This is a genomic window from Prosthecobacter sp. (genome assembly GCF_044378005.1).
In the GTDB taxonomy this organism is placed as follows: Bacteria; Verrucomicrobiota; Verrucomicrobiia; order Verrucomicrobiales; family Verrucomicrobiaceae; genus Prosthecobacter.
In genome coordinates this window covers 1-3,795 of the sequence record NZ_JBILYB010000278.1, presented here as the reverse complement: position 1 = coordinate 3,795, position 3,795 = coordinate 1, and the positions used below count along the sequence as shown (strand labels likewise).

Sequence of the window (3,795 nt, the reverse complement as noted above, 5' to 3'; positions counted from 1 at the left end):
GGCGTTTTTGCCGTGCGTGGCGAGCAGCGGGACCAATGCGGCCTCGTTGATCGTTTTGATGGCGAGGTTGGCGAGCACGAGCGGATGTTTTTCAGCGGCGAGGTCGAAGACGTAATCGCGAGGTGCCACACGCGCCGCAGCGGCACGGACGTGCTCGCTTTTGTCGGTGAGAGCGGTCTTCACGAGGTCCGGCGTGATGGCGGCGAGGCCATCGAGCGTCCAAAGCGCATGCTCGCGGGCGATGGGGCTTTCGTTTTGCAGCAACTCCTTCAAAGCGGGCACGGCGGAGGCATCGGCGGACTCGACGATGAGTCGCTGCGCGGTGTCACGCACCCAGCCATTGGCATGCGTGAGCAGTTTCGCGTCCTTGCTGACCTTCACGGGCTTCGCGGTGCTGCCTTCCGGCACGATGCGCCAGATGCGGCCCATGTTGAAGGGCTGCTCGAGTTTTCGCGCCTGGATGTTCGCGATGAGGTAATGCGTGAGGAAGCTCTGGTGCTGGATGATGCCGCGATACATGTCCACGAGGTAAAGCGCACCGTCGGGGCCGTTGCAGGCGTTCACGGGGCGGAAGCGCTCGTCGGTGGAGGTGAGGAATTCGCTGCCCTTCGCGGTGTTCGAGGCCTTCACGAGACCATCGGCCTCGCTCATCGTGAAGCGCTTCACCAAATTCGCGCTCGGCTCTGGCACGAAGGCATTGCCGCGATACGCCGATGGAAACGCATCGCCACGATAAATGAGCGCACCGCAGGTGGCGGTGGGACGTTGCAGCTTGCCGTCGGCGCTCAGTGTTTTGGCATCGTAACCGCGATTAACGCCGGGCGTGGGATGCGCAGGGTAGAGCGATTGATCGGCGGCGAGCTTCGCATTGATGCTGGTGGCATTGCGCAGCAGCGGATTGCGAGCAAAGGCCTCCGTCGGCAGCAGATCGGCGCGGAGCATGTCGCTGTTGTAATTGAAGTAGAGCCTGCCGTGGTCGTCCTGGCAGAGTCCCCACTGGCCGCGACCGAGCCCGGTATCACGCTGCCACACGCCGCCGCGCAGTTTGAAGCGGAAACTGCACCCGGCGCTCCAGATGCCGTTGTCCATGCACCAGACGGGCGAGTTGCTCATGTGTTCCGGCTGTCCGCCCGCCGCGCCGTAGTCGGTGGCGATGGTTTCCTTCACATCGGCCACGCCGTCGCCGTTCGTGTCTTTGCAGAAGAGCAACTGCGGCGGCACCGCGATCAACGCACCGCCATTCACCGCCATCACGGCACGCGGCATGACGACCTTGTCGAGAAACGCCGTCGCCTTGTCCATGCGGCCATCACCATCGGTGTCTTCGAGCAGCGAAACACGCCCCGTGGCCTCCTTTTCCGTGCTGCCAGCCAGATCATGCATGTAGCCGCGCATCTCGCAGACGTAGAGCCGTCCCTGATCATCGAAACTCATCGCCACCGGCGATTCGATCATCGGCTCACTCGCTACCAGCTCGATGCGGAACCCTTTTTCCACCTGAAACGCCTTCATCGCCTCCTCCGGCGACAGTGGTTTTGGCGGTGGCAGTTTGAACTTCAATTCGACCTTTTCTGGGCCGGCGTTTTTGGAATGCACTGCTCCCGCCTGCGGCGCGAGCGAGAGACAGAGGAGGGCGATGAGGGGGCGCGTCATGGGGGGAGGCGATTAACGAATCCGTTCTTCGCGTCCTCTCAACTCACTTCAAGCCGGAGTGGTGCCTTTGATGATGGGCGTGAAATCGCTCCAGTTTTCGATGCGGAAGCCGCGAATGTCCCGAACCACGTTGGCAAACCATGGCAACGCCTTCAGTGCCAGGAGGGCGGCGAAGAGATTCGCCATGTCGTTGTTCTCACTGACATAAACACTGCCCTGAATGCGCTCAAAACTGAAGCGTTTCAGCGTGACGCCGATGTCGGTATAGGCGGCTGTGACACCGCGAGGATGGTGCTGTGCCGCGTCTGCGACCACGAGATCGAAGGCAATCGCAAACATGGCTTCAGTGGGACTCGGGGTCGTTCAAAGCCTGCTCGGTGGGATAGTCGAGTTCCTCGCCCGTTTGCACCACAACCACATGCACCTTCTGCCCATTCACCGTGCTGACGACTTGGTAAGTGGGTCCGTAGTCACCGAAAGTGCGGTAGGTGCCGACCAGATCGGCAGCAGTTTTGGGCGAGGTGGCAATCGCGTTCATGGGAGGATGATGCTTCCAGGCGACGAATAGGCAAGGCGGTGCTTTTACTTCTTCGCTTTCGGCTTCGGCTGCTCGGACGCCTTGATCGTCAGCGACGGCACGGGATCGCTTTTACCGGCAAAGGCATTCCAGGCGTTTTGGAAGGCGGCCGCGTCGCGCACATCACCCTCGGCGATCAGCCATTGGTAGCGGAGTTTGAAGGGGGCCTCGGTAGTCGCCTTGCCTTTCGGGAACATACCGAAGCGACCGTAGTCGCGGTAGGCGGAGGTGGCGGTGTCCTTCGGGTTGTCGGGATGATTGAGGATCACGACGGTGAAGGTTTTGCCTTCGGTGGTGAAGATTTCGGCCGCCCAGGGGAGGTCGCGGACTTTGTGGGCGTCGATGTTTTCGCCGGGGAAGAGGTAGGTCGTCGTTTTCGTGTCCACGAGTTCGCTCGGGCGGAACTGTGCGCCCGCGTGCTCGGGATCGCCATTCATGTCGGCCTCGCCGCTGACGGCCTTGATGGCGCTGTTCATTTCGATGCCCAGGTAGAAGGGTTTCGTGGCTGCGGTGAAGCTGAAGCGGCGTTCCTCGGTGAGGAAGGGCGCGGAGGTGTCGCCCTGCCAGTCGATGTGTGCGGTGAAGGTGTTTTCGCCGGGCGTGACCTTCGTCACGACCTGATCGCCCTTTTTCATGTGCCAGCGGTCATACGACTTGCCGTTGTAGCCAATCTTGCTGAAGCCGAGGAAGATGCCGCGATGATGCGTGAAGTTGAAGCCCGCGCCTTTCGTGAGTCGCGTGGAGCCATCGGCGCTGAAGACGTGCATGTAAGGCTTGTAGGTCTCGTGATGCTTCTCCGGCGTGCTGAGATCATTCGCCATCATGAGCTTGGCGACAACTTTGCCATCATTGGCGACGGCGATGTAATCTTTGTCGGTGACGGTGATGTCGAAGGCTTGCGCGTGAAGAGCGATGGCGAGGAATAGCAGGGTGTTTTTCATGAGAGGATCTTTTTGATGACTTTGGCTCCTTCGACGCCGGAGAGCCGCGCATCAAGGCCCTGAAACTTGAAGCTGAAGGCGTCGTGCTGGATGCCGAGCTGGTGCAGCATGGTGGCGTGGAGGTCGTGGACGGTGGTGATGTTTTCCTGAGCGGCGTAGCCGAGGTCGTCGGTGGCTCCGTAGGTGAGGCCGCGCTGGATGCCGGCGCCGGCGAGCCACATGGACATGGCTTTGTTGTGATGATCGCGGCCGATGGGGCCTTTGTTGCCCTGCGCCATAGGCGTGCGGCCGAATTCGCCGCTGAAAACGATGAGCGTGTCGTCGAAGAGGCCGCGTTGCTTCAAATCGGTGATAAGGGCCATGCAGGCGCGATCGACTTCTTTGGCGCGGAGTGGCAATTCCTCGCGTAGGAGGCTGTGGTGGTCCCAATCGCGATGGTAGAGCTGGATGAAGCGCGTGCCGCGTTCGGCGAGTCGGCGGGCGAGGAGGCAGTTCGACGCGAAGGAGCCGTCGCCGGGCGTACAGCCGTAGAGTTCGAGCGTTTTGGGGCCTTCGGGACGGATGTCCATCAGCTCCGGCACGCTGGCCTGCATCTGAAAGGCCATTTCATACTGCGCGATGCGC

5 protein-coding genes are annotated in these 3,795 nt (G+C 61.3%); all 5 read right to left on the bottom strand.

The window, feature by feature from the left end; all coding sequences use genetic code 11:
- The coding region (locus AC6FTP_RS26020) for a DUF7133 domain-containing protein (protein WP_497209812.1) at nt 1-1,653 on the bottom strand (1,653 nt) is incomplete at its 3' end.
- Between the two features lie 48 nt (nt 1,654-1,701).
- The gene (locus AC6FTP_RS26015) at nt 1,702-1,992 is read right to left on the bottom strand and encodes a virulence factor (protein ID WP_497209811.1); all 291 of its coding nucleotides are present in this window, start codon (nt 1,990-1,992) and stop codon (nt 1,702-1,704) included.
- Nucleotides 1,993-1,996: 4 nt separating this feature from the next.
- Nucleotides 1,997-2,191 (bottom strand): DUF5397 family protein, encoded by a 195-nt coding sequence (locus AC6FTP_RS26010; RefSeq protein WP_497209810.1) that lies wholly within the window; start codon nt 2,189-2,191, stop codon nt 1,997-1,999.
- Nucleotides 2,192-2,235: 44 nt separating this feature from the next.
- Complete coding sequence (locus tag AC6FTP_RS26005; RefSeq protein ID WP_497209809.1) at nt 2,236-3,171, bottom strand: DUF6807 family protein; 936 nt, start codon at nt 3,169-3,171, stop codon at nt 2,236-2,238.
- A partial coding sequence (locus AC6FTP_RS26000) for a DUF1501 domain-containing protein (RefSeq protein WP_497209808.1) occupies nt 3,168-3,795 on the bottom strand: 628 nt, incomplete at its 5' end. The genes AC6FTP_RS26005 and AC6FTP_RS26000, both read right to left, overlap by 4 nt.